The organism is Stieleria sp. (assembly GCF_041595215.1).
Classification (GTDB): domain Bacteria; phylum Planctomycetota; class Planctomycetia; order Pirellulales; family Pirellulaceae; genus Stieleria; species Stieleria magnilauensis.
The window spans coordinates 1-5,432 of record NZ_JBFHKV010000560.1 but is presented as its reverse complement, the minus strand read 5'-3'; the positions used below and the strand labels follow the sequence as shown (position 1 = coordinate 5,432).

At 61.0% G+C, this 5,432-nt stretch carries 5 protein-coding genes and 2 pseudogenes; all 7 read left to right on the top strand.

The features are described from left to right. Positions 1-92 precede the first annotated feature (92 nt). Complete coding sequence (locus tag ABX749_RS20035; protein WP_372897531.1) at positions 93-1,220, top strand: acyltransferase family protein; 1,128 nt, start codon at positions 93-95, stop codon at positions 1,218-1,220. After that, complete coding sequence (locus ABX749_RS20030; protein WP_372897530.1) at positions 1,213-2,376, top strand: glycosyltransferase family 4 protein; 1,164 nt, start codon at positions 1,213-1,215, stop codon at positions 2,374-2,376. The genes ABX749_RS20035 and ABX749_RS20030 overlap by 8 nt, the downstream gene beginning before the upstream one ends. After that, on the top strand, positions 2,373-3,305 hold the full coding sequence (locus ABX749_RS20025; protein ID WP_372897529.1) for a glycosyltransferase family 2 protein: 933 nt from the start codon (positions 2,373-2,375) through the stop codon (positions 3,303-3,305). Before ABX749_RS20030 ends, ABX749_RS20025 begins: the two co-directional genes overlap by 4 nt. Beyond that, positions 3,305-3,709 (top strand): annotated as a pseudogene (locus tag ABX749_RS20020) (hypothetical protein); the annotation flags it as partial. The gene ABX749_RS20025 and the pseudogene ABX749_RS20020, both read left to right, overlap by 1 nt. A gap of 99 nt (positions 3,710-3,808) precedes the next feature. Further along, a pseudogene (locus ABX749_RS20015) lies at positions 3,809-3,940 on the top strand (acetyltransferase); the annotation flags it as partial. A 59-nt stretch (positions 3,941-3,999) separates the two neighbouring features. Then, positions 4,000-5,073: a glycosyltransferase gene (locus ABX749_RS20010; RefSeq protein WP_372897528.1), complete on the top strand. Its 1,074-nt coding sequence runs from the start codon at positions 4,000-4,002 to the stop codon at positions 5,071-5,073. After that, positions 5,070-5,432: hypothetical protein (locus tag ABX749_RS20005; protein ID WP_372897527.1), on the top strand; the 363-nt coding region annotated here is incomplete at its 3' end. The genes ABX749_RS20010 and ABX749_RS20005, both read left to right, overlap by 4 nt.

Here is a 5,432-nt window from a genome sequence, read left to right as displayed (position 1 = left end):
TACGCCTGGGCCGCCCGCTGACACGCCTGCGACGCGTTCGCCGCATCGTTTTGGACGCCCAGCATGCTCGATGCGGCGTAGGAGTTTGACCGATGGAATCGACGAAACCAACCCAATCAGCCCCACACATCGTGGAACTCGACGCGTTGCGGGGTATCGCCGCGATGGCGGTGCTGTGCTGTCATCTGCCGCGCGGATTTTGGTTCGGCGCGACAGGCGTCGATTTGTTCTTTGTCCTCTCCGGCTTCTTGATCACCGGCATCATTCAACGCAATCTCGATCAGCCACGGTTCTTGCGCGCGTTCTACTGGCGCAGAAGCCTGCGGATCCTGCCGCTCTACTATCTGGTGATTCTGATGGCGTACGCCGTCAATTTGCTCCGCGCCACTCCCGCGGACACGTCGGGGTTCGGCTACTACTTGGTCTATCTGCAAAACATCCATCAGTATTGGGGCGGCGAAACACCGCCGGTGGACCTGGCGTTGGGCCACACGTGGACGTTGGCGATCGAAGAACAGTTTTACCTGTTCTGGCCCGTCGCACTGTTGCTGCTGCGAGGTCGTGCCAAATGGTGGCTGGCGGGATTGTTCGTCGTGTTGCCGATTCTGTTGCGTGGCCAAGGATTACCCAAGACCGTTCTTTTGGGACACACCGACAGCCTGGCCATGGGCGCGTTTCTGGCTTGGATCATGATTCGCACCGAATCGGTCAAACGCGAGCGTCAGGCCGTTTGCTATGCGTCGATCGCATTGGCCAGCTTTCTCGCCTATGGGGCGATGTACTGGCAAATGTGTCGGCAAAACCCGGCGTTCACCGGCGGCGAGTACTTGCAACTGACCCTGCCGGTCGCCGTCATCAGTCTGGCCTATTTCGGCGTCATCGGACTGTTCGTGTGCATGACCGGAAGCCGACCGCTGGCGCTGTTTCGAAACCGATACCTGGTCAGCCTGGGAACGATCAGCTACGGCTTGTACCTGTACCATTTGGTGTTGTACGAAAACCTGGACACGCTGGTGAAATTCCGCTGGCAGATGGGCGACCCCTGGTGGCTCGACGTGACCAAGGTGATCGTCTCACTGGCCGTCGCCGCGCTGTCATGGCGGTTCTTTGAACAGCCGATCCTGCGTTTCAAAGATCGCTTCGGTTACAACGACGAACCGGTCGTCGCCAGTCAACCAGTGCCGTCACTTGCGACCGCGGGAGCCCCGGCCCATGAATAGAATCTGCGTCGCCTCCTCTGGACTGGGACACGTCGCCCGCGGAATCGAAGCCTGGGCCGATGACCTGGGAAACGCGCTCGCGGCGCGTGGCGAACACGTCATCCGCTGCAAGGGTGCGGGCAAACCCGAATCCGACTTCGACCGCGTCGTCCCCTGCTGGACCCGCGACGCGGCCAAGACCCGTGCGCTGCTGCGGTCGATGCCGCCCGCGCTCGGCTGGCGGATCGGGATGGGCAGCGGATACGCGATCGAACAGACCACGTTCGCACGCAATCTGATCAAAGTGCTGCGGACCGAAGACATCGATGTGTTGCACGTCCAAGACCCCTTTGTCGCGACCCAGGTGCAGAAAGCGTGGCGGCGCGGCCGTATCAAGACACGCACGATTCTGGCCCACGGGACCGAAGAATCGCTGCGGTTTCAACACCAGATCACGTACCTGCAACACCTCGCACCGTGGCATCACCAACAAGCCCGCGATGCCGGTTTTGACAAAGACACGTGGACCACCATCCCGAACTTCATCGACACCGATCATTTTCATCCCGGCGACGGCGGACCATTGCGTGCTGAATTGAACATTCCACGCGAAGCGCTCGTGGTGTTGGTTGCCGCGGCGATCAAGCGGCGGCACAAACGCATCGACTACTTGATCGATGAATTTCACGCGTTGCTCGACCAACACCCCGACTTGCCCGCCTGGTTGGTCATCGCCGGCGGCCGCGAATCGGAAACCGACGAACTGATCGCGATGGGCAAGCGACGACTGGCTGACCGCGTTCGATTCCTGGTTCGCTTTCCAAGAACACGCATGGCGGACTTGTACCGCGCTGCCGATGTGTTCGCGCTCGGCAGCCTGAAAGAGATGATGCCGATCGCGCTGCTGGAAGCCACCGCCAGTGGCCTGCCTTGCCTGGTCCATCAGCACCCTGTCATGCAGTGGATGATCGGTCCGGGTGGCCGGTCGCTGGATCTGTCCCAACGTGGCGGTTTGACCACTGCGCTGGCTCAATTGCTGACCGATCGCCGTGAAGGACAACGCCTCGGTGTCGCCGCACGGCAACATTGCTGCGATCGGTTCGGCACCGAGGTGGTCGTCGATCAGATCCTGCGTTACTACCGTCAGGTCACCAGCGACACGAGGGCGGCCGCATGAGCAATCCCACCGTCAGCGTCGTGATCCCGGCCTACAACGCCGCGTCCACCGTCGCCCGAGCGATCGACAGTTGCCTGGCGCAAACGATACCGCTGTGGCAAGTCATCGTGGTCGACGACGGCAGCAGTGACGGGCTGGCCGAGTTGGTCCGGACGCGTTACAGCGATCCGGTCACGCTGATTCGCCAGACCAATTCACGAACCGCCGCCGCCCGCAATCGGGGGCTCGAAGCGGCCACCGGTGACTTCGTCGGCTTCCTCGATGCCGACGATCATTGGGAACCAGGCAAGATCGAACGCCAGCTTTCGATCTTTGCAACGCATCCCGAAGTCAACGTTGTCGCGGGGCGGTTCTTCTGTCAGTCGCCCGGATCGCCGCGGACACTGAACGAATCAAAATCAGACCGGTGGTACGACCGCCCCGTGCAAGCCAGCGGCGCCGACGCGTTCATGCTCGGCACGCTGCACTGGACCGGGACGGTGTTGGTCCGGCGCAGCGCCATTGAAAACCTGCGTTTCGTGTCGGGTTTGGAACCCGCCGAAGACCGCGATCTGTGGATTCGACTAGCGGCCAACAACACCGTTTATCTGGATTCCGAACCGCTGGCGACGGCGGTATTGGAACCGGGCAGCCTGTCCCGCGGCAGCATCGAGGTCGACTGCACCAAGATGCTGGAGGTCATCCACCGCCATCGGTCGCTGTTGAGTCTGCACGCACGGTTGTTTTGGACCTCGTACGTGCGCTACCGTTGGGCGGCGATGGATCCCAAACCCTCCACGGCGCTGCCGATGCTGATCCGTTCGGTCGCCAGTTGGCCATTCCCATTTGCCGGAATGCCCGCGATGAAGCGTCTGGGCAGACTGAAGCGATTGCTGGTCTTGCTGCGGCAGTCGATGACGCGTCCGAGTCAACCCGAAGGAGTGTCGTGATGCGTGACCGAATCAAATCGACCGTTCGATGGTTGTTGCAATGCCACCTGCCGGTGACCGCGATCAATCGGCCCGTCTTTGCCACGCTGTACCGAATGCACGTCGCGGCGCGAGAGCTGATCGGTTGGGCGGCCCGATTCTTTTGGTACGAACCACTCTTTCGCAGCCAATGCGATGTCGTCGGGAAACGATTTCGCATGGAGCAGTTGCCGTATCTGGTCGGCAGCGGAAACCTTTCAATCGGCGACGATGTCAGGCTGTCGGGAAAACCATCGTTTGCGTTCAGTTCGCGGCACTGCGATTCACCGTCCCTGGTCATCGGCACCGGCACATTCATCGGACACAACTGCGCGATGATTGTCGGCCGCGGCATCACGATCGGCAACCATTGTTTGATCGCCGGAGGGGTTCGCATCAGCGACTTTGATGGGCATCCCATCGATGCGGACGATCGTCGAAACGGATTGACGACGCCTTCGGACAATGTTTCTCCCGTCTCGATCGGTGACGACGTTTGGATCGGCCACGGGGCAATCGTCTTGAAGGGTGTCCGCATCGGCGATCGTGCAATCGTTGGCGCGCGGGCGGTCGTGACCAGAGACGTTCCGGCCGACACGATCGTGGCAGGCAATCCCGCTCGGCATGTCAAATCGCTTGCTCCCGGTGTCTTCCCGTTCTTCGCCGAGGAAGCCGCATGATCGCACAGCATGTCGTTCACGTCTCGCTCGGAACACACGTCGGCGGGATGGAAAAACTACTCGTCGAATTCGCCCGCTTTGCCGATCGCTCGCGTTACGAGTTGACGTTCGTCTCGCTGCAGTCGCGCGGCGATTTGGCATCGGAGATCGAGTCGCATCGCTGGCCCGTGATCGCGATGGACAAGGGCGAAGGACTGAAGCCCCGGCTCGTTGCACAACTTGCCAAAACGTTTCGTCGAATCAAGCCGGACGTCGTCCACACCCACAATACCGCGGCCTATGTTTACGGAGTCGCCGCGGCGAGGATTGCCGGCGTGCCCCGCATCATCCACACTCGGCACGGTCAACGTTTCGATTGCTCGCGTCGCCAGACCACACTCTTTCGCGGCCTGTCCCGCTGGGTGGACCACGTGGTCAGCGTGTCCAACGACGGGGCAAGACTGACGATCGAAGAAGGCATCTCGGCGGCAAAAACGGCCACCATATTCAACGGCGTCGACCTGGAACGATTCACGCTCGTCCACAACCGACCACGCGGACGGGCCGTCGTCGTGGCGCGGCTGAGTCCTGAAAAAGACATTGCCTCACTGATCCAGGCCATCCACGTCGCCAAACAACGCCACTGTCGACTGGCCTTGGACATCATCGGTGACGGCAGCGAACGACACCGTTTGGAAACTCTCACGCAATCGTTGCAATTGTGCGATCAGATCCGCTTCCATGGCATCCGCGACGACATCCCCGCGGTGCTGGCGCAAGCGTCCATGTTCGTCTTGCCTTCGGTCACCGAAGGCATCTCGTTGACGCTGCTCGAAGCGATGGCGACCGGATTACCGGTCGTCGCCTGCGACGTCGGTGGCAATCCCGAAGTCGTCGCCGATGGGCAAACCGGAATCCTGGTCCCGCCGCGTGATCCCGCCGCGATTGCCGGAGCGATTCAGCGATTGAATGAGGATCCACTGCTCGTCCGCCGGTTCGGCAGCGAGGGACGCGCCCGTGTCGAAGCCAAATTCTGCGTTCGAAAAATGGTGCATGCCTACGAGAACCTTTACTCCGCCGAGGCAGCATGATGATTGACTGGGCCTATCAAAAATGGATCCTGCCCGCGTTCGAATCGGGACTCAAACGTCGCAAAACGTTCGATCACTGGCGTGAATTGGAAACCAGCCAGTGGTGGACACCGCAGCAAATCGCAGCCTTGCAAGTGCGGCGACTGCGTGACTTGCTGGCGTACTGTAACGCACACTCGGCCTGGTATCGCGATCGCTGGGCGGATCACGGAATCGACGTGGATGCCGTCGCGTCCTTAAATGATCTGAGATCCCTGCCGATCACCACCCGCGACATGATCCGCGACAACGCCGATGCCATTCGATCCCGCCACCCGGCAGTCGCGTTCGTTTCCAAGGCGACCGGTGGGTCCAGTGGC